We start from the raw sequence: 26,324 nt of genomic DNA on the forward strand, positions 1-26,324 counted from the left end.
TAAGATTGCTTGGGGGATTAAAGTGGTTATATTAAACGAAGAGATGGATGTATTAATTTCTATTAAACCTGTATACGTAAATGAAATTAGACTAGGTAAAAAGAAATATGAGTTTAGGAAACGTGTTTTCAAAAAAAATGTTAAAAATATTTACATATATGAATCAGCACCAGTAAAAAAAATAATTGGTTTTTTCCCTTATACAGGATATCTTAGTGATACACCATCCGTGCTTTGGGAAGAATGCCAACCCTACTCTGGTATAGGTAAGAGCTCATTTTTTCAGTATTTCAAAGAAAAGTCTGTTGGATATGCCATTAAAGTTGATAGTTTCCAACCTCTAGATCCTCCTCTAGATCCTAAAGACGTATTTAACACTTTTACAGCTCCACAGTCGTACATGTATATTGCAAAGGGGTACTTAAAAAGATGAAGACTTTTGCTATTTGGTATGAAAAGATAAATGAACAAGCGGATGAACAAGCGGATGAACAAGCGGATGAACAAGCGGATGAACAAGCGGATGAACAAGCGGATGAACAAGCGGATGAACAAGCGGATGAACAAAATAGTGTTGAGCAAGCGGAAATAGATGTTCATTTAAATTTGTGGAAATTACCCAAACAGCGTGATAAAAACTTTCTCTCACTTAATAGAACTTCTGGAAACGATGAGTTATTCTTCGATTTTGGCCTCAAATTAATAAATAGAAAAGATGTAGAAAAAATAAAAATTTTCTTTCCTTTTCAACTTTCCCAAAGTAATATTGAGGACCTAGGAAAAAAATTTTTAGAGAATACTTTTTTAGTTACAGCAGTATTTAATGAGGATTATCCTATCGAAATCGGTTCTCATTCCAAGCAAATTATAGTAAATGACGAAAAAAAGCCTTTTATTATTTACACTCTAGATGTAGACAACAACGACTGTCAGTTTGAAAATAAATATGATGGCACAATAATGACTATTGTAATTCCTAAAGAACTTAGAGAAAGGGAGAAGAAAAAACCTCTTTATTACCGCTTTAGGGTGCGTTCAGACGGTTTGAGTATGATGATGAATCGCCTAACATACCCAGGACGCTTCCTAGAGTTTGTATCAAAAGATACTTATATTATGGATTTTCGCTTAAATGAATATCGTTTGTATAACAGAACAATGTCTGAAAAAATAAGAGAGGCTGGTGAATTTAAATTTAGTAAATTACACTTTCTTTTAATGACCAGCTCTCAAGATGAAGTAATTGCATCAGGTGAGAATCCTTCCAGTAGGCAACTTGAAGAGAATATATGGTCAAAATATGTTGGTGATGAGTACAAAGAGTATAATTTATCGAATATCTTTGCATATCATTGGAAAGAAAAAAAGACTAAAATAGAAACTATATCTTCACATAATTCTTTAATCAAAATTACAGTACAAAGATCCGGATTTAAGAAGATATTGACTTACTTGAGCTGGTTGGCAGTTTTATCAATAATTTTCAACTTAATGACAAATGGAGTAGAATGGTTGCTTACAGATGGTATCAACGGATTATTGGAAATTTTAAGGGGTAACTAATTTTTAAATAAATATTTATAGAAAATCAGCCTTAAATATCTATATTAGTGCTATTATATACTGATAAGATAAAGGAGGAGATAGTACAATATGAACAAGAATAGATTAGATTTAATATCACAGTATAAAAATGACTCCTTACTTTTTAATTTTTACACAGAATATGTATATAAATCATTGGCTTCTTTAAATAAAGATTACAAGTCGTTTGATAAATGGTACTTTGAAAAAGTTGTTCCTGGTATTAAATTAGGGAATAGAGAAATTATCGTTGCCACAAATGATCAATTTTTGACGGGTGTTTCCATTTTGAAGAATAGTATTTATGAGAAGAAGATTTGCACCTTGTATGTAAATCCGAAGTTCAGAAAAATAGGAGTTGGAAAAGAGCTTTTTGAAAGTAGCTTAGAAATTTTAAACTCTGACTTTCCAGTGATTACTGTTAATGAGGAAAGAGTACCAGAGTTTTCATCTTTATTAAATTATTACGGGTTTGAACTTTCTCAAGTTGCAAGCAATTACTACAAAAATCTTTCTAATGAATATGTATATAATGGAGTACTAGATAAGCCCACCTCACAAAAGTCGTTTCCAAAAGAATATTCTTTGGTATCTTCGTGAAGGTTAGGGATGATGTGACAAGCTGATGAACTCAAAATAGTTAGGTTTTCTAATATAAAATAGATAACTAGATTATAAATAGCACTTCTTTAAAATTCAATTAGTAAATGAAATTTAAACTAACCTTTCATTATGATAACTTTTTTGGATCATCAAACCATTTATATCGAATGCAAAATTACCACACGTTCGGTTCTGCACTCTCAAAATTCAAAGAAATAAGTAGAAAACACCAAAGACTACTCCATTATTAGGGTAGTCTTTTTTTATGCGAGAAAAAGGAATTTTTTCCTAGGTGTTGAATGTATTAAGATGATGCTTTGCTTTATACATATTTAATCACCAGGGAGGAATGAGCTTGACAACGGTAATGAAACTACAAGAAAACTTTGAAAAAGTTGTAGAAAACATCGAAAAAGTGATTATTGGAAAGAGAGAGGTTGCAACGCTTAGTTTAGTTGCGCTTTTAGCCGAAGGGCATATATTGCTTGAGGATGTACCAGGTGTAGGGAAGACGATGATGGTTCGTGCGTTATCGAAGTCGATTAGCGCTGATTTTAAACGAATTCAGTTTACACCCGATTTGCTACCTTCTGATGTTACCGGCGTATCCATATACAACCCAAAAGAAATGGATTTTATTTATCGTCCAGGCCCCGTTATGAGTCATATCGTATTAGCGGATGAAATCAACCGCACATCACCTAAAACACAATCTGCCCTACTTGAAGCAATGGAAGAAGGAAATGTCACAACCGATGGGGTTACTCGTCCACTTCCACGTCCTTTCTTCGTGATGGCAACACAAAACCCAATCGAATTTGACGGAACGTATCAGCTGCCAGAAGCTCAGCTTGATCGCTTCCTTTTTAAGCTCAAAATGGGCTACCCAAGTATGCGTGAAGAAATAGAAATGTTATCGAGACAAGCAAACCAATCACCAATTGCGAATCTGGAACCCGTTATGGATGTGTCCACGCTAATTGAGCTTCAGGATCGCGTAAAAGAAGTATACGTAGACGATACGATTAAGCAGTATATCGTGGAGATCGTAAACCGAACAAGAAAGCATGACTTAATCTACTTAGGTTCTAGTCCTCGTGGTTCCGTAGCGCTTATGCGGGCTTCTCAAGCACTTGCGCTCATCCAAGGTCGTGATTTTTGTGTCCCTGATGACGTGCAGTATTTGGCTCTATACGTCCTGTCGCATCGTATTATGCTGAAGCCAGAAGCGCGCTATGAAGGAAAAGTAGCTGAGGATGTCATCCGAGAGATTATTGAGAAAGTGTACGTTCCGATTAAAAGGTAATGATAGCATGAAGAAAATCTTTCAATCTTTTAAAGTAGTGTTTGTGGCTTTCTTGGTTGGCGTGGCGTTCGTTGCCACCTTTTCTTATGCGATGTTTCAAGGGGGCTTTGTGAGCTGGTTTTTGTTTTATAGTTTTTTGCCCTTTTTACTGTATGTTCTCGGATTATTCATTTATCCGCTGGCTGGATTTGAAGTGACGAGGCACATGAATCAAACGAGTTATCAAGCAGGGGATTCGCTTCATTGCACAATCACACTGCGCAGAAGAACGAGGTTTCCGCTCTTCTTTCTCATCGTAGAGGATATCCTGCCTGCACATTTGTCTAATCGATATGAACAGCATATTTCCAAACGAATGGTGTATCCGTTTTTTAAACATGAGATCTCCATTGAATATACGCTCGAGCATCTCCCTAGAGGAGAGCACAGTTTTTCAGAGGTACGTATCTATACGAGCGATTTATTAGGTTTATTGAATAAAGAAGCCTATTTTTCAGGGCATACGCAGTTCCTCGTGTATCCTCACATGGTTAAAGTGCGTAATCACTCGCTGATGATGGACTTTGAAACAGGTGGACTTTCTACTCCTTTTCGCGTTCATAGGGAAAATGCGTTGGTGTCTGGAACGAGAGAGTACGAACCAGGGGACCGCGTTTCGTGGATTGATTGGAAATCGTCAGCGAAGAAGAATACGCTCATTTCAAAGGAATATGATTCCCAGCAGTCGAATCAGATGGTCGTTGTATTTGATGGCATTCGAGAGGGCGGGTTTGAAAATCGCGTGATTACGGCCGCTTCTCTTATGAATGCGTATCGGAAAGAGAATTCGCAAATTGGTTTTGTATCGATCGGCTATCAAGATGAATCGGTTCGGAGCATTCAAAGTGATCATGATTTGTACAACGTGCTTTATCATTTGGCTAAGGTACAGCCTGATTCAACTAAAACGTTTGTGAACGAGCTGTCGGCAGCCTTTTTACGTTACCGGGATGTTCCAATTTTTATGGTGGTGACGTATTCGGTTGACCAGACATTATCTAGACTTATTCAGACGATGCTTCGTCCTTCTATGCACGTATGGGTACTAGTAGTAAAGGAAGGATCTGAACGATTAGAAGCCGAGGAAGTTAGCGCAATTTATTCACTTGAAAAGCGTAATTGTGTCGTAAAAGTCATTTATCCTGAAGAGCTATCAAAAGGATTTTTAGAGGTGGGGAAATGATGTTTAAAATTCCATTGGAAAGAAGAAATCCACTCCTTACCGTTGTGATGTACGTGGGCATTTTCGTTTTGCTTTATACGTGGATTAAGCCAATATCTGAGGTCACGAGTACGGCAAGCGCGATGCTGTTTACTGTGTTTATTATCTTAAACTGCTTCCTTTCTTTTTTACGTGTCAATGTGTGGATGAGCTTCATTATAAAATGGATCTACATTTTTTATTCGTTGCACTACTGGTATTTTGACAATCCTCTTTTTGATTTTACGTGGGTAGGGGATTTGTTTCAGACGATGGGAAATGATTTTGCGCTCGTTAGTAGTTTTAACATTTCTGGTATTTCCAACGAATTCCGCAGCATCTTATTTTTTATTTTACTGTGGCTTGTAAGCTACCTGCTCATTTATTGGGTCTTTTACCAAAAGCGAATTTTTACGTTTATTGTTCTGAGCGTTGTCTATATTGCGGTTTTAGATACGTTCACAACCTATGACGGAAAAAGCGCCATTATCACCATGGTCTTAATTGGATTATTGTTCGTAGGCATTCTTCGAATTGAACGAGTGGGAAAATTGGAGTTTAGCTCAAAAGCTCCCGCGCGAAAATTTGTGTTCATCCTGCCATTTATCCTTGTTTTACTGGTATCTACTACTATTGCCTATGCGTTACCGAAAGCGAAACCGCAGTGGCCAGATCCCGTACCGTTTTTAAAAAGCTATGCCCAAGGAAACGAAGGGGAAGGTACAGGCTCGGGTAGTATACGTAAAATTGGGTATGGAACAGATGACTCGCGCCTAGGTGGATCATTTGTTGGGGATAATAGCGTCGTTTTTGGTGCATCTGTTTCGGAAAAGCACTATTGGCGAATTGAAACGAAGGATACGTATACAGGAAAGGGCTGGGTACAGTCAGAGATTGTAGGGCTTCAGCCAGTCGGACAATCGCTACAATCTGAACAAGATGCTAACAGTGGCAGGAAGGCGCACTATGATGTGCGTTCTATGCTTTCACAGTATCCTGACAAAGTAACTGAAAAAGTATTAGAGGATTATGTGATGCCAGCGATGAAAAATCCTTTTTACTTGTACGCACCTTCTACGATGAGTATTATGCCTCAAGACGAGACGTATACAAACTTGAAAATCAATACTGTTTCTCAAAAGATCTATAACTATGAGGGAAGTCAACAAGCAGGTGCTAGTGCTTATACGATCCGCTATAAATTGCCTAAGTTTCCGGTAGAAGAGTTACAAAAGCCGATAGTAAAAGATCAAAATGAGAATAATGATGAATTCATGAAGCGCTATACGCAGCTTCCCAAAACGCTACCGAAAAGAGTGCGTGATCTGGCGAAGGAAATTACAGCTGGAGAAACGAATCGTTATGATCAAGTAAATAAAATTAAGCAGTATTTTGAATATAATCCCTACTCTTACGATACGCAAGACGTAGGAATTCCGAGTAAAAATCAAGATTATGTGGATCAGTTTTTATTTGATACAAAACGTGGGTATTGCGATAATTTTTCGACCTCGACGATTGTTCTTTTACGTTCTTTAGGTATCCCAGCAAGATGGGTGAAAGGTTATACAGCAGGTGATGTAGTAGGGGAAGAAGGGGATAGAACCCTGTATCAAGTCACGCAAAATAACGCACATTCGTGGGTTGAAGTATACTTTCCTGGCACAGGATGGATTCCATTTGAGCCGACGAAAAGTTTCTCAGCACCAGAAGAATTTTCGTATAATTTAAGTCCGACAACAGGTGCCGAGCAGAACGATACGCCTGCACAGCGAAATCTAGCTGCCCTAAACAAACAAAAGAAGCAAGAAAGTAAATTAGCTAAGGAAGCATCAGCTACTCCGCAAACCGATGAGTCGAATACATGGAATAAGAAAACGATTTTTTATGTCATTCTAGGAATGATCGTGGTCATTGTGGCTAGTATGGTTATCTATTTGAAGAGAAGAAGATGGCTACCGCTATTTTTAATTCGAAAATATCGCCGTAAACGCAGTGAACATTCAATGTCAAACGCTTATCTCGCTTTGCTAAAGCAATTAGAGAAATATGGCCTAAAAAGAAAGCCAGATCAGACGCTACGGGAGTATGCAAAGCTCGTTGATCAGTCATTTGGGACGAATGAAATGAGTCGTTTGACGGAGCGTTATGAGTACAATGTGTACCGAAAAGACGCTCAAAACGCAGAGTGGGAAAAATCGATTGAATTATGGGAAAATTTAATTAAAAAGACGAGTTCTTGACCATATTTTGTTGGGTTGATAGAATAATGCTAAATTGAAAATTATTTATCATCCTTCGTATATCCTCGATAATATGGTTCGAGAGTCTCTACCGGGTTACCATTAATAACCTGACTATGAAGGCAGATGATTCTATGTGCGTGAAGTTATACGACTAGAATCCTGCCTTTGTTTTTTTATCGAGGGCAGGATTCTAGTTTTTTTTATAGCTTTGGGCACACTAAAGGCAATTATTATATATCTAAAGAGGTGGCGTAAATGGAAGGTATGATCGTAGTATTAGACTTCGGTAGTCAGTATAATCAGCTGATTACTCGACGCATTCGTGAGTTTGGTGTGTATAGTGAATTGCACCCTCATACAATTACGGCAGAAGAGATCCAGAAGATGAATCCAAACGGAATTATCCTTTCTGGTGGTCCAAACAGCGTATACGGAGAAAATTCATTCCGTTGTGACGAACGTATTTTTGATTTAGGGATTCCTGTACTGGGAATTTGCTACGGTATGCAGTTAATGACACATCATTTTGGTGGAAAAGTAGAAGGTGCTTCTCATCGTGAATACGGAAAAGCAACAATCAATATTCAAAATGACTCACTTCTATATCATGAGCTTCCAAAAGAACAGGTTGTATGGATGAGCCATAGTGACCTTGTTGTTCAAACGCCTGAAGGATTTGAAGTAGATGCAACAAGCTTATCATGCCCAATTGCGGGGATGAGCAACAAAGAAAAGAACTTGTACGGCGTTCAATTCCACCCAGAGGTAAGACACTCTGTATACGGAAATGAACTATTAAAGAATTTCGTATTTGAAATTTCAAACTGTACGGCTGATTGGTCAATGGAAAACTTTATTGAAATGGAAATGGACAAGATTCGTCAAACAGTAGGCGATAAGAACGTACTATGCGCACTTAGCGGCGGGGTAGATTCTTCTGTTGTTGCCGTTCTTATTCATAAGGCTATTGGCGACCAATTAACATGTATTTTCGTTGATCACGGTCTTCTTCGTAAAGGTGAAGCTGATAGCGTAATGAAAACGTTCAGTGAAGGCTTCAATATGAACGTTATTAAAGTAGATGCGAAAGATCGTTTCTTACAAAAGCTTGAAGGGGTATCTGATCCTGAAAAGAAACGTAAAATTATCGGAAATGAATTTATCTATGTATTCGATGACGAAGCGACTAAATTAAAAGGTATTGAATATTTAGCGCAAGGAACTCTTTATACAGATATTATCGAGAGTGGGACAGCGACTGCTCAAACAATCAAATCTCATCATAACGTAGGTGGATTACCAGAAGATATGGCATTCCAACTAATCGAGCCTTTAAATACGCTATTTAAAGACGAAGTTCGTGCGTTAGGAACAGAGTTAGGGATTCCTGATGAAATCGTGTGGCGCCAGCCGTTCCCAGGACCAGGATTAGGTATTCGTGTCCTAGGTGCGATTACAGAAGAAAAGCTTGAGATCGTTCGTGAGTCAGATGCGATTTTACGCGAAGAGATCCGTAAAGCAGACTTAACTCGTGATATTTGGCAGTACTTCACTGTGCTTCCTGACATCCGCAGCGTTGGTGTAATGGGTGACGCTCGTACGTATGACTACACAATCGGTATTCGTGCCGTAACATCCATTGATGGAATGACATCTGACTGGGCACGTATCCCATGGGACGTACTAGAAAAAATCTCTACTCGTATTGTAAACGAAGTAAAACACATTAACCGAGTAGTGTATGATATTACATCTAAGCCACCTGCAACAATCGAGTGGGAATAAAAACGAACAAAGACGAACATTTCCAAAAAAATGTTCGTCTTTTATATTGACCGACCATTATGTGGGTGGTACAATTAGACTATAAATCAATAGAAATTACTATATGTCGTATAATATTGGGGATATGGCCCAAAAGTTTCTACCGAGCTGCCGTAAATAGCTTGACTACGAGATATTTGGTTAGAATCGTGGAAGACTCTATGTGTTCTGCGCATGTTCTATCTATATATATCACTAGTCAACGCTTCACCTGTTTTTAGGTTGAGGTGTTTTTTTATGGGGTTAGGAGAAGAACGGCGTATTGATCATAGGGAGGATCAACATGAAGAAGTATTTCCGTTTTGACGAGCTAGGAACGAACTATCGTACTGAATCTCTAGCAGGTCTGACTACTTTTCTATCCATGGCTTACATCTTATTTATTAACCCTAGTGTGCTTTCATTAAGCGATGTACCGAATTTGCCGGACAGCATGCGCATGGATCCTCACGCAGTGTTTGCGGCAACAGCCATTGCAGCGGCGATAGGATCATTGATTATGGGAGTACTAGCCAGATATCCAATCGCACTAGCGCCCGGTATGGGATTGAATGCATTCTTTGCTTATACAGTTGTGTTAACAATGGGTATTCCGTGGCAAACGGCTTTATCAGGTGTATTAACGTCAGGTATTATTTTTATTCTTTTATCTCTGAGTGGTTTGCGTGAGACAATTATTAACTCAATTCCTTACGAATTAAAAATGGCAGTAGGAGCGGGTATTGGTCTTTTTATCGCATTTGTTGGTCTAAAAGGATCAGGAATCATTGTTGCTGATAAGAGTGTACTAGTTGGACTAGGTGATTTATCAAATGGAAATACGCTTCTTGCGATTTTCGGTATTATCATTACGATCATTCTAATGGTACGTAAAATTAATGGAGCGGTATTTATCGGAATGGTCATCACTGCGGTAGCAGGAATGATTTTTGGATTAATTAATACCCCTCATCAAGTAGTTGGAGCAGCGCCGAGTCTGGCACCAACGTTTGGTGTAGCGATTCAACACTTTGGTGATATATTTACGATTAAAATGCTTGTGGTGATCTTAACATTCTTATTTGTAGATTTCTTTGACACAGCGGGTACGTTAGTAGCGGTAGCAAACCAAGCAGGTTTAATGAAAGATAACAAACTGCCACGAGCAGGGAAAGCTTTACTAGCTGATTCAACAGCTACAACAATCGGAGCGCTTTTAGGAACGTCAACAACCACAGCTTACATTGAATCTTCAGCAGGGGTAGCAGCAGGAGGAAAGAGTGGATTTGCATCCGTAGTAACAGCGATCTTATTCCTGGTCGCATTATTCTTCTCGCCACTCTTATCAATTGTAACTCCAGCCGTGACAGCACCAGCGTTGATCATTGTAGGAGTTCTAATGGCGGCATCGCTATCCAATATTAAGTGGAGCGAGTTTGAAACGGCAGTACCGGCTTTCTTAACTGTCATCATGATGCCACTCACATACAGCATTGCAACTGGGATTGCGCTTGGATTCATTTTCTATCCAATTACGATGGTCGTAAAAGGAAGATCAAAAGAAGTTCATCCAATCATGTACGGACTGTTCGTGATCTTTGTTCTCTATTTTGTTTTCCTAGCAAAATAACAAACTATATAAATAGATAATAAAAAGCAGCAGAGACCTGTGAGGAGTCCTGCTGCTTTTTATGTTAATAGAGGAGAATTAGGAAAGAATAGAAAAAAAGTAAACTTTTTAAGAAAAAGTATTGACCCATATGATAAATACATGTAATATAGTCTAAGTCGACACGGAACAACGCGAAACAAACGTTGCTCGATGAAAAACTTTAAAAGTTTTTCAGAAAAGTGTTTGACACCAAGCGAAAGAAATGGTATATTAATAAAGTTGCTTTAACGGCAACGAGATGAACTTTGAAAACTGAACAAAACAAGCAAAACGTCAACGTTTTAAAAGTAAGACAACAAATGAGCAAGTCAAACATTTCTTCGGAGAGTTTGATCCTGGCTCAGGACGAACGCTGGCGGCGTGCCTAATACATGCAAGTCGAGCGGACTTGTTAGAAGCTTGCTTCTAACAAGTTAGCGGCGGACGGGTGAGTAACACGTGGGTAACCTGCCTGTAAGATGGGGATAACTCCGGGAAACCGGAGCTAATACCGAATAACACTTTCGCTCGCATGAGCGGATGTTAAAAGACGGTTTCGGCTGTCACTTACAGATGGACCCGCGGCGCATTAGCTAGTTGGTGAGGTAACGGCTCACCAAGGCGACGATGCGTAGCCGACCTGAGAGGGTGATCGGCCACACTGGGACTGAGACACGGCCCAGACTCCTACGGGAGGCAGCAGTAGGGAATCTTCCGCAATGGACGAAAGTCTGACGGAGCAACGCCGCGTGAGTGATGAAGGTTTTCGGATCGTAAAACTCTGTTGTTAGGGAAGAACAAGTATGAGAGTAACTGCTCGTACCTTGACGGTACCTAACCAGAAAGCCACGGCTAACTACGTGCCAGCAGCCGCGGTAATACGTAGGTGGCAAGCGTTGTCCGGAATTATTGGGCGTAAAGCGCGCGCAGGCGGTTCCTTAAGTCTGATGTGAAAGCCCACGGCTCAACCGTGGAGGGTCATTGGAAACTGGGGAACTTGAGTGCAGAAGAGGAAAGCGGAATTCCACGTGTAGCGGTGAAATGCGTAGAGATGTGGAGGAACACCAGTGGCGAAGGCGGCTTTCTGGTCTGTAACTGACGCTGAGGCGCGAAAGCGTGGGGAGCAAACAGGATTAGATACCCTGGTAGTCCACGCCGTAAACGATGAGTGCTAAGTGTTAGAGGGTTTCCGCCCTTTAGTGCTGCAGCTAACGCATTAAGCACTCCGCCTGGGGAGTACGGCCGCAAGGCTGAAACTCAAAGGAATTGACGGGGGCCCGCACAAGCGGTGGAGCATGTGGTTTAATTCGAAGCAACGCGAAGAACCTTACCAGGTCTTGACATCCTTTGACCACTCTAGAGATAGAGCTTTCCCCTTCGGGGGACAAAGTGACAGGTGGTGCATGGTTGTCGTCAGCTCGTGTCGTGAGATGTTGGGTTAAGTCCCGCAACGAGCGCAACCCTTGATCTTAGTTGCCAGCATTAAGTTGGGCACTCTAAGGTGACTGCCGGTGACAAACCGGAGGAAGGTGGGGATGACGTCAAATCATCATGCCCCTTATGACCTGGGCTACACACGTGCTACAATGGATGATACAAAGGGTTGCGAAGCCGCGAGGTGAAGCTAATCTCATAAAATCATTCTCAGTTCGGATTGTAGGCTGCAACTCGCCTACATGAAGCTGGAATCGCTAGTAATCGCGGATCAGCATGCCGCGGTGAATACGTTCCCGGGCCTTGTACACACCGCCCGTCACACCACGAGAGTTTGTAACACCCGAAGTCGGTGGGGTAACCGTAAGGAGCCAGCCGCCTAAGGTGGGACAGATGATTGGGGTGAAGTCGTAACAAGGTAGCCGTATCGGAAGGTGCGGCTGGATCACCTCCTTTCTAAGGAAAATTGCTTGAACCACGTGTTCAGCAACAAACAACGTGACGTCGTTTTGTTCAGTTTTGAAGGTTCATTACGAACTTTCAATAAGAAGTCTTTTGATCACGTCGTGATCATGAGGCAGTTGTTCTTTGAAAACTAGATAGCAAGAATGTTAAGGAAAACAAAGTGTAACACTTTTTGAAATAACCAATACGGTTAAGTTAGAAAGGGCGCACGGTGGATGCCTTGGCACTAGGAGCCGATGAAGGACGGGACTAACACCGATATGCTTCGGGGAGCTGTAAGTAAGCTTTGATCCGGAGATTTCCGAATGGGGAAACCCATCATTCGTAATGGAATGATATCTTCTTCTGAATACATAGGAAGTTGAAGGCAGACCCGGGGAACTGAAACATCTAAGTACCCGGAGGAAAGGAAAGCAAACGCGATTTCCTGAGTAGCGGCGAGCGAAACGGAATTAGCCCAAACCAAGAGGCTTGCCTCTTGGGGTTGTAGGACACTCTATACGGAGTTACAAAGGAACGAGGTAAATGAAGAGGTCTGGAAAGGCCCGTCAAAGAAGGTAACAACCCTGTAGTTGAAACCTGTTCTCTCTTGAGTGGATCCTGAGTACGGCGGAACACGTGAAATTCCGTCGGAAGCAGGGAGGACCATCTCCCAAGGCTAAATACTTCCTAGTGACCGATAGTGAACCAGTACCGTGAGGGAAAGGTGAAAAGCACCCCGGAAGGGGAGTGAAAGAGATCCTGAAACCGTGTGCCTACAAGTAGTCAGAGCCCGTTAACGGGTGATGGCGTGCCTTTTGTAGAATGAACCGGCGAGTTACGATCCCATGCAAGGTTAAGTCGATGAGACGGAGCCGCAGCGAAAGCGAGTCTGAATAGGGCGATTTGAGTATGTGGTCGTAGACCCGAAACCAGGTGATCTACCCATGTCCAGGGTGAAGTTCAGGTAACACTGAATGGAGGCCCGAACCCACGCACGTTGAAAAGTGCGGGGATGAGGTGTGGGTAGCGGAGAAATTCCAATCGAACTTGGAGATAGCTGGTTCTCTCCGAAATAGCTTTAGGGCTAGCCTCAAGGTGAGAGTTTTGGAGGTAGAGCACTGATTGGACTAGGGGCCCCCAACGGGTTACCGAATTCAGTCAAACTCCGAATGCCAAAAACTTATCCTTGGGAGTCAGACTGCGAGTGATAAGATCCGTAGTCAAGAGGGAAACAGCCCAGACCACCAGCTAAGGTCCCAAAGTATACGTTAAGTGGAAAAGGATGTGGAGTTGCTTAGACAACCAGGATGTTGGCTTAGAAGCAGCCACCATTTAAAGAGTGCGTAATAGCTCACTGGTCGAGTGACTCTGCGCCGAAAATGTACCGGGGCTAAACGTATCACCGAAGCTGTGGATTGACATCTATGATGTCAGTGGTAGGAGAGCGTTCTAAGTGCTGTGAAGCTAGACCGTAAGGACTGGTGGAGCGCTTAGAAGTGAGAATGCCGGTATGAGTAGCGAAAGACAAGTGAGAATCTTGTCCACCGAATGCCTAAGGTTTCCTGAGGAAGGCTCGTCCGCTCAGGGTTAGTCGGGACCTAAGCCGAGGCCGAAAGGCGTAGGCGATGGCCAACAGGTTGATATTCCTGTACTACCTCCCCACCGTTTGAGCAATGGGGGGACGCAGGAGGATAGGGTAGGCGCACTGCTGGATATGTGCGTTCAAGCAGTAAGGCTGATGAGTAGGCAAATCCGCTCATCATAAGGCTGAGCTGTGATGACGAGGGAATTATAGTACCGAAGCTCCTGATTTCACACTGCCAAGAAAAGCCTCTAGCGAGGTGGGAGGTACCCGTACCGCAAACCGACACAGGTAGGCGAGGAGAGAATCCTAAGGTGATCGAGAGAACTCTCGTTAAGGAACTCGGCAAAATGACCCCGTAACTTCGGGAGAAGGGGTGCTCTGTTAGGGTGCAAGCCCGAGAGAGCCGCAGTGAATAGGCCCAGGCGACTGTTTAGCAAAAACACAGGTCTCTGCGAAGCCGTAAGGCGAAGTATAGGGGCTGACACCTGCCCGGTGCTGGAAGGTTAAGAGGAGAGGTTAGCGCAAGCGAAGCTTTGAATCGAAGCCCCAGTAAACGGCGGCCGTAACTATAACGGTCCTAAGGTAGCGAAATTCCTTGTCGGGTAAGTTCCGACCCGCACGAAAGGTGTAACGATCTGGGCACTGTCTCAACGAGAGACTCGGTGAAATTATAGTACCTGTGAAGATGCAGGTTACCCGCGACAGGACGGAAAGACCCCGTGGAGCTTTACTGTAGCCTGATATTGAATTTTGGTACAGCTTGTACAGGATAGGTAGGAGCCTGAGAAACCGGAGCGCTAGCTTCGGTGGAGGCGTCGGTGGGATACTACCCTGGCTGTATTGACATTCTAACCCACAGCCCTGATCGGGCTGGGAGACAGTGTCAGGTGGGCAGTTTGACTGGGGCGGTCGCCTCCTAAAGAGTAACGGAGGCGCCCAAAGGTTCCCTCAGAATGGTTGGAAATCATTCGTAGAGTGTAAAGGCACAAGGGAGCTTGACTGCGAGACCTACAAGTCGAGCAGGGACGAAAGTCGGGCTTAGTGATCCGGTGGTTCCGCATGGAAGGGCCATCGCTCAACGGATAAAAGCTACCCCGGGGATAACAGGCTTATCTCCCCCAAGAGTCCACATCGACGGGGAGGTTTGGCACCTCGATGTCGGCTCATCGCATCCTGGGGCTGTAGTCGGTCCCAAGGGTTGGGCTGTTCGCCCATTAAAGCGGTACGCGAGCTGGGTTCAGAACGTCGTGAGACAGTTCGGTCCCTATCCGTCGTGGGCGTAGGAAATTTGAGAGGAGCTGTCCTTAGTACGAGAGGACCGGGATGGACACACCGCTGGTGTACCAGTTGTCTTGCCAAAGGCATCGCTGGGTAGCTATGTGTGGACGGGATAAGTGCTGAAAGCATCTAAGCATGAAGCCCCCCTCAAGATGAGATTTCCCATAGCGCAAGCTAGTAAGATCCCTGAAAGACGATCAGGTAGATAGGTCTGAGGTGGAAGCGTGGCGACACGTGCAGCTGACAGATACTAATCGATCGAGGACTTAACCAAATGCTTTTCCTTAACAATTGTTATCTAGTTTTGAAAGAACAACGTTCTTTCATATAGTCTGGTGATTATGGCAGAGAGGTCACACCCGTTCCCATACCGAACACGGAAGTTAAGCTCTCGAGCGCCGATGGTAGTTGGGGGTTTCCCCCTGTGAGAGTAGGACATCGCCAGGCTGTATCTATCTAATAGATATATTTTTTCATACTTTTGTTCTAATAGAAAATGTTTTTAAAAAACCATTGACAATTAGAAATACAAATGATATGATAGTTAAGTCGCTTACGAGCGAGATGAACTTTGAAAACTGAACAAAACAAGCAAAACGTCAACGTTTTAAAAGTAAGACAACAAATGAGCAAGTCAAACATTTCTTCGGAGAGTTTGATCCTGGCTCAGGACGAACGCTGGCGGCGTGCCTAATACATGCAAGTCGAGCGGACTTGATAGAAGCTTGCTTCTATCAAGTTAGCGGCGGACGGGTGAGTAACACGTGGGTAACCTGCCTGTAAGATGGGGATAACTCCGGGAAACCGGAGCTAATACCGAATAACACTTTCGCTCGCATGAGCGGATGTTAAAAGACGGTTTCGGCTGTCACTTACAGATGGACCCGCGGCGCATTAGCTAGTTGGTGAGGTAACGGCTCACCAAGGCGACGATGCGTAGCCGACCTGAGAGGGTGATCGGCCACACTGGGACTGAGACACGGCCCAGACTCCTACGGGAGGCAGCAGTAGGGAATCTTCCGCAATGGACGAAAGTCTGACGGAGCAACGCCGCGTGAGTGATGAAGGTTTTCGGATCGTAAAACTCTGTTGTTAGGGAAGAACAAGTATGAGAGTAACTGCTCGTACCTTGACGGTACCTAACCAGAAAGCCACGGCTAACTACGTGCCAGCAGCCGCGGTAATACGTAGGTGGCAAGCGTTGTCCGGAATTATTGGGCGTAAAGCGCGCGCAGGCGGTTCCTTAAGTCTGATGTGAAAGCCCACGGCTCAACCGTGGAGGGTCATTGGAAACTGGGGAACTTGAGTGCAGAAGAGGAAAGCGGAATTCCACGTGTAGCGGTGAAATGCGTAGAGATGTGGAGGAACACCAGTGGCGAAGGCGGCTTTCTGGTCTGTAACTGACGCTGAGGCGCGAAAGCGTGGGGAGCAAACAGGATTAGATACCCTGGTAGTCCACGCCGTAAACGATGAGTGCTAAGTGTTAGAGGGTTTCCGCCCTTTAGTGCTGCAGCTAACGCATTAAGCACTCCGCCTGGGGAGTACGGCCGCAAGGCTGAAACTCAAAGGAATTGACGGGGGCCCGCACAAGCGGTGGAGCATGTGGTTTAATTCGAAGCAACGCGAAGAACCTTACCAGGTCTTGACATCCTTTGACCACTCTAGAGATAGAGCTTTCCCCTTCGGGGGACAAAGTGACAGGTGGTGCATGGTTGTCGTCAGCTCGTGTCGTGAGATGTTGGGTTAAGTCCCGCAACGAGCGCAACCCTTGATCTTAGTTGCCAGCATTAAGTTGGGCACTCTAAGGTGACTGCCGGTGACAAACCGGAGGAAGGTGGGGATGACGTCAAATCATCATGCCCCTTATGACCTGGGCTACACACGTGCTACAATGGATGATACAAAGGGTTGCGAAGCCGCGAGGTGAAGCTAATCTCATAAAATCATTCTCAGTTCGGATTGTAGGCTGCAACTCGCCTACATGAAGCTGGAATCGCTAGTAATCGCGGATCAGCATGCCGCGGTGAATACGTTCCCGGGCCTTGTACACACCGCCCGTCACACCACGAGAGTTTGTAACACCCGAAGTCGGTGGGGTAACCGTAAGGAGCCAGCCGCCTAAGGTGGGACAGATGATTGGGGTGAAGTCGTAACAAGGTAGCCGTATCGGAAGGTGCGGCTGGATCACCTCCTTTCTAAGGAAAATTGCTTGAACCACGTGTTCAGCAACAAACAACGTGACGTCGTTTTGTTCAGTTTTGAAGGTTCATTGAGAACTTTCAATAAGAAGTCTTTTGATCACATCGTGATCATGAGGCAGTTGTTCTTTGAAAACTAGATAGCAAGAATGTTAAGGAAAACAAAGTGTAACACTTTTTGAAATAACCAATACGGTTAAGTTAGAAAGGGCGCACGGTGGATGCCTTGGCACTAGGAGCCGATGAAGGACGGGACTAACACCGATATGCTTCGGGGAGCTGTAAGTAAGCTTTGATCCGGAGATTTCCGAATGGGGAAACCCATCATTCGTAATGGAATGATATCTTCTTCTGAATACATAGGAAGTTGAAGGCAGACCCGGGGAACTGAAACATCTAAGTACCCGGAGGAAAGGAAAGCAAACGCGATTTCCTGAGTAGCGGCGAGCGAAACGGAATTAGCCCAAACCAAGAGGCTTGCCTCTTGGGGTTGTAGGACACTCTATACGGAGTTACAAAGGAACGAGGTAAATGAAGAGGTCTGGAAAGGCCCGTCAAAGAAGGTAACAACCCTGTAGTTGAAACCTGTTCTCTCTTGAGTGGATCCTGAGTACGGCGGAACACGTGAAATTCCGTCGGAAGCAGGGAGGACCATCTCCCAAGGCTAAATACTTCCTAGTGACCGATAGTGAACCAGTACCGTGAGGGAAAGGTGAAAAGCACCCCGGAAGGGGAGTGAAAGAGATCCTGAAACCGTGTGCCTACAAGTAGTCAGAGCCCGTTAACGGGTGATGGCGTGCCTTTTGTAGAATGAACCGGCGAGTTACGATCCCATGCAAGGTTAAGTCGATGAGACGGAGCCGCAGCGAAAGCGAGTCTGAATAGGGCGATTTGAGTATGTGGTCGTAGACCCGAAACCAGGTGATCTACCCATGTCCAGGGTGAAGTTCAGGTAACACTGAATGGAGGCCCGAACCCACGCACGTTGAAAAGTGCGGGGATGAGGTGTGGGTAGCGGAGAAATTCCAATCGAACTTGGAGATAGCTGGTTCTCTCCGAAATAGCTTTAGGGCTAGCCTCAAGGTGAGAGTTTTGGAGGTAGAGCACTGATTGGACTAGGGGCCCCCAACGGGTTACCGAATTCAGTCAAACTCCGAATGCCAAAAACTTATCCTTGGGAGTCAGACTGCGAGTGATAAGATCCGTAGTCAAGAGGGAAACAGCCCAGACCACCAGCTAAGGTCCCAAAGTATACGTTAAGTGGAAAAGGATGTGGAGTTGCTTAGACAACCAGGATGTTGGCTTAGAAGCAGCCACCATTTAAAGAGTGCGTAATAGCTCACTGGTCGAGTGACTCTGCGCCGAAAATGTACCGGGGCTAAACGTATCACCGAAGCTGTGGATTGACATCTTATGATGTCAGTGGTAGGAGAGCGTTCTAAGTGCTGTGAAGCTAGACCGTAAGGACTGGTGGAGCGCTTAGAAGTGAGAATGCCGGTATGAGTAGCGAAAGACAAGTGAGAATCTTGTCCACCGAATGCCTAAGGTTTCCTGAGGAAGGCTCGTCCGCTCAGGGTTAGTCGGGACCTAAGCCGAGGCCGAAAGGCGTAGGCGATGGCCAACAGGTTGATATTCCTGTACTACCTCCCCACCGTTTGAGCAATGGGGGGACGCAGGAGGATAGGGTAGGCGCACTGCTGGATATGTGCGTTCAAGCAGTAAGGCTGATGAGTAGGCAAATCCGCTCATCATAAGGCTGAGCTGTGATGACGAGGGAATTATAGTACCGAAGCTCCTGATTTCACACTGCCAAGAAAAGCCTCTAGCGAGGTGGGAGGTACCCGTACCGCAAACCGACACAGGTAGGCGAGGAGAGAATCCTAAGGTGATCGAGAGAACTCTCGTTAAGGAACTCGGCAAAATGACCCCGTAACTTCGGGAGAAGGGGTGCTCTGTTAGGGTGCAAGCCCGAGAGAGCCGCAGTGAATAGGCCCAGGCGACTGTTTAGCAAAAACACAGGTCTCTGCGAAGCCGTAAGGCGAAGTATAGGGGCTGACACCTGCCCGGTGCTGGAAGGTTAAGAGGAGAGGTTAGCGCAAGCGAAGCTTTGAATCGAAGCCCCAGTAAACGGCGGCCGTAACTATAACGGTCCTAAGGTAGCGAAATTCCTTGTCGGGTAAGTTCCGACCCGCACGAAAGGTGTAACGATCTGGGCACTGTCTCAACGAGAGACTCGGTGAAATTATAGTACCTGTGAAGATGCAGGTTACCCGCGACAGGACGGAAAGACCCCGTGGAGCTTTACTGTAGCCTGATATTGAATTTTGGTACAGCTTGTACAGGATAGGTAGGAGCCTGAGAAACCGGAGCGCTAGCTTCGGTGGAGGCGTCGGTGGGATACTACCCTGGCTGTATTGACATTCTAACCCACAGCCCTGATCGGGCTGGGAGACAGTGTCAGGTGGGCAGTTTGACTGGGGCGGTCGCCTCCTAAAGAGTAACGGAGGCGCCCAAAGGTTCCCTCAGAATGGTTGGAAATCATTCGTAGAGTGTAAAGGCACAAGGGAGCTTGACTGCGAGACCTACAAGTCGAGCAGGGACGAAAGTCGGGCTTAGTGATCCGGTGGTTCCGCATGGAAGGGCCATCGCTCAACGGATAAAAGCTACCCCGGGGATAACAGGCTTATCTCCCCCAAGAGTCCACATCGACGGGGAGGTTTGGCACCTCGATGTCGGCTCATCGCATCCTGGGGCTGTAGTCGGTCCCAAGGGTTGGGCTGTTCGCCCATTAAAGCGGTACGCGAGCTGGGTTCAGAACGTCGTGAGACAGTTCGGTCCCTATCCGTCGTGGGCGTAGGAAATTTGAGAGGAGCTGTCCTTAGTACGAGAGGACCGGGATGGACACACCGCTGGTGTACCAGTTGTCTTGCCAAAGGCATCGCTGGGTAGCTATGTGTGGACGGGATAAGTGCTGAAAGCATCTAAGCATGAAGCCCCCCTCAAGATGAGATTTCCCATAGCGCAAGCTAGTAAGATCCCTGAAAGACGATCAGGTAGATAGGTCTGAGGTGGAAGCGTGGCGACACGTGCAGCTGACAGATACTAATCGATCGAGGACTTAACCAAATGCTTTTCCTTAACAATTGTTATCTAGTTTTGAAAGAACAACGTTCTTTCATATAGTCTGGTGATTATGGCAGAGAGGTCACACCCGTTCCCATACCGAACACGGAAGTTAAGCTCTCGAGCGCCGATGGTAGTTGGGGGTTTCCCCCTGTGAGAGTAGGACATCGCCAGGCTGTATCTATCTAATAGATATATTTTTTCATACTTTTGTTCTAATAGAAAATGTTTTTAAAAAACCATTGACAATTAGAAATACAAATGATATGATAGTTAAGTCGCTTACGAGCGAGATGAACTTTGAAAACTGAACAAAACAAGCAAAACGTCAACGTTTTAAAAGTAAGACAACAAATGAGCAAGTCAAACATTTCTTCGGAGAGTTTGATCCTGGCTCAGGACGAACGCTGGCGGCGTGCCTAATACATGCAAGTCGAGCGGACTTGATAGAAGCTTGCTTCTATCAAGTTAGCGGCGGACGGGTGAGTAACACGTGGGTAACCTGCCTGTAAGATGGGGATAACTCCGGGAAACCGGAGCTAATACCGAATAACACTTTCGCTCGCATGAGCGGATGTTAAAAGACGGTTTCGGCTGTCACTTACAGATGGACCCGCGGCGCATTAGCTAGTTGGTGAGGTAACGGCTCACCAAGGCGACGATGCGTAGCCGACCTGAGAGGGTGATCGGCCACACTGGGACTGAGACACGGCCCAGACTCCTACGGGAGGCAGCAGTAGGGAATCTTCCGCAATGGACGAAAGTCTGACGGAGCAACGCCGCGTGAGTGATGAAGGTTTTCGGATCGTAAAACTCTGTTGTTAGGGAAGAACAAGTATGAGAGTAACTGCTCGTACCTTGACGGTACCTAACCAGAAAGCCACGGCTAACTACGTGCCAGCAGCCGCGGTAATACGTAGGTGGCAAGCGTTGTCCGGAATTATTGGGCGTAAAGCGCGCGCAGGCGGTTCCTTAAGTCTGATGTGAAAGCCCACGGCTCAACCGTGGAGGGTCATTGGAAACTGGGGAACTTGAGTGCAGAAGAGGAAAGCGGAATTCCACGTGTAGCGGTGAAATGCGTAGAGATGTGGAGGAACACCAGTGGCGAAGGCGGCTTTCTGGTCTGTAACTGACGCTGAGGCGCGAAAGCGTGGGGAGCAAACAGGATTAGATACCCTGGTAGTCCACGCCGTAAACGATGAGTGCTAAGTGTTAGAGGGTTTCCGCCTTTAGTGCTGCAGCTAACGCATTAAGCACTCCGCCTGGGGAGTACGGCCGCAAGGCTGAAACTCAAAGGAATTGACGGGGGCCCGCACAAGCGGTGGAGCATGTGGTTTAATTCGAAGCAACGCGAAGAACCTTACCAGGTCTTGACATCCTTTGACCACTCTAGAGATAGAGCTTTCCCCTTCGGGGGACAAAGTGACAGGTGGTGCATGGTTGTCGTCAGCTCGTGTCGTGAGATGTTGGGTTAAGTCCCGCAACGAGCGCAACCCTTGATCTTAGTTGCCAGCATTAAGTTGGGCACTCTAAGGTGACTGCCGGTGACAAACCGGAGGAAGGTGGGGATGACGTCAAATCATCATGCCCCTTATGACCTGGGCTACACACGTGCTACAATGGATGATACAAAGGGTTGCGAAGCCGCGAGGTGAAGCTAATCTCATAAAATCATTCTCAGTTCGGATTGTAGGCTGCAACTCGCCTACATGAAGCTGGAATCGCTAGTAATCGCGGATCAGCATGCCGCGGTGAATACGTTCCCGGGCCTTGTACACACCGCCCGTCACACCACGAGAGTTTGTAACACCCGAAGTCGGTGGGGTAACCGTAAGGAGCCAGCCGCCTAAGGTGGGACAGATGATTGGGGTGAAGTCGTAACAAGGTAGCCGTATCGGAAGGTGCGGCTGGATCACCTCCTTTCTAAGGAAAATTGCTTGAACCACGTGTTCAGCAACAAACAACGTGACGTCGTTTTGTTCAGTTTTGAAGGTTCATTGAGAACTTTCAATAAGAAGTCTTTTGATCACGTCGTGATCATGAGGCAGTTGTTCTTTGAAAACTAGATAGCAAGAATGTTAAGGAAAACAAAGTGTAACACTTTTTGAAATAACCAATACGGTTAAGTTAGAAAGGGCGCACGGTGGATGCCTTGGCACTAGGAGCCGATGAAGGACGGGACTAACACCGATATGCTTCGGGGAGCTGTAAGTAAGCTTTGATCCGGAGATTTCCGAATGGGGAAACCCATCATTCGTAATGGAATGATATCTTCTTCTGAATACATAGGAAGTTGAAGGCAGACCCGGGGAACTGAAACATCTAAGTACCCGGAGGAAAGGAAAGCAAACGCGATTTCCTGAGTAGCGGCGAGCGAAACGGAATTAGCCCAAACCAAGAGGCTTGCCTCTTGGGGTTGTAGGACACTCTATACGGAGTTACAAAGGAACGAGGTAAATGAAGAGGTCTGGAAAGGCCCGTCAAAGAAGGTAACAACCCTGTAGTTGAAACCTCGTTCTCTCTTGAGTGGATCCTGAGTACGGCGGAACACGTGAAATTCCGTCGGAAGCAGGGAGGACCATCTCCCAAGGCTAAATACTTCCTAGTGACCGATAGTGAACCAGTACCGTGAGGGAAAGGTGAAAAGCACCCCGGAAGGGGAGTGAAAGAGATCCTGAAACCGTGTGCCTACAAGTAGTCAGAGCCCGTTAACGGGTGATGGCGTGCCTTTTGTAGAATGAACCGGCGAGTTACGATCCCATGCAAGGTTAAGTCGATGAGACGGAGCCGCAGCGAAAGCGAGTCTGAATAGGGCGATTTGAGTATGTGGTCGTAGACCCGAAACCAGGTGATCTACCCATGTCCAGGGTGAAGTTCAGGTAACACTGAATGGAGGCCCGAACCCACGCACGTTGAAAAGTGCGGGGATGAGGTGTGGGTAGCGGAGAAATTCCAATCGAACTTGGAGATAGCTGGTTCTCTCCGAAATAGCTTTAGGGCTAGCCTCAAGGTGAGAGTTTTGGAGGTAGAGCACTGATTGGACTAGGGGCCCCCAACGGGTTACCGAATTCAGTCAAACTCCGAATGCCAAAAACTTATCCTTGGGAGTCAGACTGCGAGTGATAAGATCCGTAGTCAAGAGGGAAACAGCCCAGACCACCAGCTAAGGTCCCAAAGTATACGTTAAGTGGAAAAGGATGTGGAGTTGCTTAGACAACCAGGATGTTGGCTTAGAAGCAGCCACCATTTAAAGAGTGCGTAATAGCTCACTGGTCGAGTGACTCTGCGCCGAAAATGTACCGGGGCTAAACGTATCACCGAAGCTGTGGATTGACATCTTATGATGTCAGTGGTAGGAGAGCGTTCTAAGTGCTGTGAAGCTAGACCGTAAGGACTGGTGGAGCGCTTAGAAGTGAGAATGCCGGTATGAGTAGCGAAAGACAAGTGAGAATCTTGTCCACCGAATGCCTAAGGTTTCCTGAGGAAGGCTCGTCCGCTCAGGGTTAGTCGGGACCTAAGCCGAGGCCGAAAGGCGTAGGCGATGGCCAACAGGTTGATATTCCTGTACTACCTCCCCACCGTTTGAGCAATGGGGGGACGCAGGAGGATAGGGTAGGCGCACTGCTGGATATGTGCGTTCAAGCAGTAAGGCTGATGAGTAGGCAAATCCGCTCATCATAAGGCTGAGCTGTGATGACGAGGGAATTATAGTACCGAAGCTCCTGATTTCACACTGCCAAGAAAAGCCTCTAGCGAGGTGGGAGGTACCCGTACCGCAAACCGACACAGGTAGGCGAGGAGAGAATCCTAAGGTGATCGAGAGAACTCTCGTTAAGGAACTCGGCAAAATGACCCCGTAACTTCGGGAGAAGGGGTGCTCTGTTAGGGTGCAAGCCCGAGAGAGCCGCAGTGAATAGGCCCAGGCGACTGTTTAGCAAAAACACAGGTCTCTGCGAAGCCGTAAGGCGAAGTATAGGGGCTGACACCTGCCCGGTGCTGGAAGGTTAAGAGGAGAGGTTAGCGCAAGCGAAGCTTTGAATCGAAGCCCCAGTAAACGGCGGCCGTAACTATAACGGTCCTAAGGTAGCGAAATTCCTTGTCGGGTAAGTTCCGACCCGCACGAAAGGTGTAACGATCTGGGCACTGTCTCAACGAGAGACTCGGTGAAATTATAGTACCTGTGAAGATGCAGGTTACCCGCGACAGGACGGAAAGACCCCGTGGAGCTTTACTGTAGCCTGATATTGAATTTTGGTACAGCTTGTACAGGATAGGTAGGAGCCTGAGAAACCGGAGCGCTAGCTTCGGTGGAGGCGTCGGTGGGATACTACCCTGGCTGTATTGACATTCTAACCCACAGCCCTGATCGGGCTGGGAGACAGTGTCAGGTGGGCAGTTTGACTGGGGCGGTCGCCTCCTAAAGAGTAACGGAGGCGCCCAAAGGTTCCCTCAGAATGGTTGGAAATCATTCGTAGAGTGTAAAGGCACAAGGGAGCTTGACTGCGAGACCTACAAGTCGAGCAGGGACGAAAGTCGGGCTTAGTGATCCGGTGGTTCCGCATGGAAGGGCCATCGCTCAACGGATAAAAGCTACCCCGGGGATAACAGGCTTATCTCCCCCAAGAGTCCACATCGACGGGGAGGTTTGGCACCTCGATGTCGGCTCATCGCATCCTGGGGCTGTAGTCGGTCCCAAGGGTTGGGCTGTTCGCCCATTAAAGCGGTACGCGAGCTGGGTTCAGAACGTCGTGAGACAGTTCGGTCCCTATCCGTCGTGGGCGTAGGAAATTTGAGAGGAGCTGTCCTTAGTACGAGAGGACCGGGATGGACACACCGCTGGTGTACCAGTTGTCTTGCCAAAGGCATCGCTGGGTAGCTATGTGTGGACGGGATAAGTGCTGAAAGCATCTAAGCATGAAGCCCCCCTCAAGATGAGATTTCCCATAGCGCAAGCTAGTAAGATCCCTGAAAGACGATCAGGTAGATAGGTCTGAGGTGGAAGCGTGGCGACACGTGCAGCTGACAGATACTAATCGATCGAGGACTTAACCAAATGCTTTTCCTTAACAATTGTTATCTAGTTTTGAAAGAACAACGTTCTTTCATATAGTCTGGTGATTATGGCAGAGAGGTCACACCCGTTCCCATACCGAACACGGAAGTTAAGCTCTCGAGCGCCGATGGTAGTTGGGGGTTTCCCCCTGTGAGAGTAGGACATCGCCAGGCACGCTTAAAAGGTTAGTCATTTGACTAGCCTTTTTTTGTTTTTATTTTTAACGTGTTACAGGTTACAATAATGAGTATACAATAAAACTAATTTACTTCTTTAGGAGGATATTGCTTGAAAAAGAAATTTGAAGTGCTGAAAGGTGAAACAATTGATCAATGCTTAGATCGTATGAAAGAAGAAGGATTCATGCCGATTAAGCGAATGGAAAAGCCCATCTTTGAAGAGGTCATCGAAAACGGAAAAAAAGAGACCGTTCCAGTTGGTCGTCAAATTATATTTGAAGGGAAATCACTCTAAAATACGAACAATCATATAAACGTATAAATATAAAGTTCGATAATTGTTGACTTTTTGCCACCTGGTTGTTAAGATAAGGGTGCTGAAACGAATAAACCTCATATAATAGTAGGGATATGGCCTACGAGTTTCTACCCAATTACCGTAAATGATTGGACTATGAGGGAAAGTACGGTTTATAACGTTTAGGTCACAAAGAGCTTAATTTTCCTAAACCAAGGTAGACGTATGCTTTCTCTCGAAAGTGTATGTTTGCCTTGGTTTTTTTATTTATTACGTAAAAAAGTGGGGACAGCTAA

The 26,324-nt window shown here is 45.6% G+C and carries 9 protein-coding genes, 9 rRNA genes and 3 riboswitches; all 18 genes read left to right on the plus strand.

Translation table 11 applies throughout. The features are described 5' to 3' along the window. Positions 1-22: 22 nt before the first annotated feature. Positions 23-433 (plus strand): ASCH domain-containing protein, encoded by a 411-nt coding sequence (locus IE339_RS01385; RefSeq protein ID WP_242172910.1) that lies wholly within the window; start codon positions 23-25, stop codon positions 431-433. Then, positions 430-1,563, plus strand: a complete 1,134-nt coding sequence (locus IE339_RS01390; protein ID WP_242172912.1) for a hypothetical protein — start codon at positions 430-432, stop codon at positions 1,561-1,563. Before IE339_RS01385 ends, IE339_RS01390 begins: the two co-directional genes overlap by 4 nt. Before the next feature lie 90 nt (positions 1,564-1,653). Continuing rightward, positions 1,654-2,184, plus strand: coding sequence for a GNAT family N-acetyltransferase (locus tag IE339_RS01395; RefSeq protein ID WP_242172914.1), 531 nt, complete (start codon positions 1,654-1,656; stop codon positions 2,182-2,184). Positions 2,185-2,554: 370 nt separating this feature from the next. Next, positions 2,555-3,493: an AAA family ATPase gene (locus tag IE339_RS01400; protein ID WP_242176074.1), complete on the plus strand. Its 939-nt coding sequence runs from the start codon at positions 2,555-2,557 to the stop codon at positions 3,491-3,493. A 7-nt stretch (positions 3,494-3,500) separates the two neighbouring features. Continuing rightward, positions 3,501-4,715, plus strand: a complete 1,215-nt coding sequence (locus IE339_RS01405; protein ID WP_242172916.1) for a DUF58 domain-containing protein — start codon at positions 3,501-3,503, stop codon at positions 4,713-4,715. Further along, positions 4,712-6,976, plus strand: coding sequence for a transglutaminase TgpA family protein (locus IE339_RS01410; RefSeq protein ID WP_242172917.1), 2,265 nt, complete (start codon positions 4,712-4,714; stop codon positions 6,974-6,976). Before IE339_RS01405 ends, IE339_RS01410 begins: the two co-directional genes overlap by 4 nt. Positions 6,977-7,011: 35 nt before the next feature. Beyond that, positions 7,012-7,113, plus strand: a riboswitch (purine riboswitch). 121 nt (positions 7,114-7,234) lie between these two features. Beyond that, on the plus strand, positions 7,235-8,764 hold the full coding sequence (gene guaA / locus IE339_RS01415) for a glutamine-hydrolyzing GMP synthase (RefSeq protein ID WP_242172919.1): 1,530 nt from the start codon (positions 7,235-7,237) through the stop codon (positions 8,762-8,764). A gap of 86 nt (positions 8,765-8,850) precedes the next feature. Next, positions 8,851-8,952: riboswitch (purine riboswitch) on the plus strand. A gap of 134 nt (positions 8,953-9,086) precedes the next feature. Next, the gene (locus IE339_RS01420) at positions 9,087-10,412 is read left to right on the plus strand and encodes an NCS2 family permease (RefSeq protein WP_242172921.1); all 1,326 of its coding nucleotides are present in this window, start codon (positions 9,087-9,089) and stop codon (positions 10,410-10,412) included. 359 nt (positions 10,413-10,771) lie between these two features. Beyond that, positions 10,772-12,323, plus strand: a 16S ribosomal RNA gene (locus IE339_RS01425). 197 nt (positions 12,324-12,520) lie between these two features. Beyond that, positions 12,521-15,451, plus strand: a 23S ribosomal RNA gene (locus IE339_RS01430). A gap of 57 nt (positions 15,452-15,508) precedes the next feature. After that, positions 15,509-15,624, plus strand: a 5S ribosomal RNA gene (rrf, locus tag IE339_RS01435). A gap of 196 nt (positions 15,625-15,820) precedes the next feature. Then, positions 15,821-17,372, plus strand: a 16S ribosomal RNA gene (locus tag IE339_RS01440). A 197-nt stretch (positions 17,373-17,569) separates the two neighbouring features. Beyond that, positions 17,570-20,501, plus strand: a 23S ribosomal RNA gene (locus tag IE339_RS01445). Between the two features lie 57 nt (positions 20,502-20,558). Then, positions 20,559-20,674, plus strand: a 5S ribosomal RNA gene (gene rrf, locus IE339_RS01450). Between the two features lie 196 nt (positions 20,675-20,870). Beyond that, positions 20,871-22,421: ribosomal RNA gene (locus tag IE339_RS01455) — 16S ribosomal RNA — on the plus strand. Between the two features lie 197 nt (positions 22,422-22,618). After that, positions 22,619-25,551 (plus strand): 23S ribosomal RNA (locus IE339_RS01460). Between the two features lie 57 nt (positions 25,552-25,608). Beyond that, positions 25,609-25,724 (plus strand): 5S ribosomal RNA (rrf, locus tag IE339_RS01465). The 16S, 23S and 5S rRNA genes sit together here, the layout of an rRNA operon. 115 nt (positions 25,725-25,839) lie before the next feature. Next, positions 25,840-26,025, plus strand: coding sequence for an NETI motif-containing protein (locus IE339_RS01470; RefSeq protein WP_242172923.1), 186 nt, complete (start codon positions 25,840-25,842; stop codon positions 26,023-26,025). Between the two features lie 78 nt (positions 26,026-26,103). Continuing rightward, a riboswitch (purine riboswitch) is annotated at positions 26,104-26,205 on the plus strand. Positions 26,206-26,324 lie beyond the last annotated feature (119 nt).

The sequence above is a fragment of the Priestia koreensis genome (genome assembly GCF_022646885.1).
GTDB classification, from domain to species: domain Bacteria; phylum Bacillota; class Bacilli; order Bacillales; family Bacillaceae_H; genus Bacillus_AG; species Bacillus_AG koreensis_A.